Source organism: Schumannella sp. 10F1B-5-1 (assembly GCF_006517535.1).
Classification (GTDB): Bacteria; Actinomycetota; Actinomycetes; order Actinomycetales; family Microbacteriaceae; genus Schumannella.
In genome coordinates this window covers 1-229 of sequence record NZ_VHQH01000160.1, presented here as the reverse complement: position 1 = coordinate 229, position 229 = coordinate 1, and the positions used below count along the sequence as shown (strand labels likewise).

Below are 229 nucleotides of genomic sequence, written 5' to 3'. Positions count from 1 at the left end.
GCGCAGAATGGTCGGGTGCTGCAGCGGACGGGTCGCGTGACGACGGGCGACGGCGTCGAGCTGGCCTACGCCGAGTCGGGCACGGGACGCCCCCTCGTCTACGTGGCGGGCTGGCTCGGCCATCTCGACCTCAGCTGGGAGCTGCCCGAGGAGCGGGGCTACCTCGAGGCCCTCGCGCGCGGGCGGCGTCTCGTGCGCTACGACCGCGCGGGCACCGGGCTCTCCGCGG

At 76.0% G+C, this 229-nt stretch carries 1 protein-coding gene; it reads left to right on the top strand.

Annotated features, from left to right (window positions below):
* Window positions 1-15: 15 nt before the first annotated feature.
* Window positions 16-229 (top strand): alpha/beta fold hydrolase (locus FJ658_RS15290; RefSeq protein ID WP_370454818.1); only part of this gene is annotated, 214 nt, incomplete at its 3' end.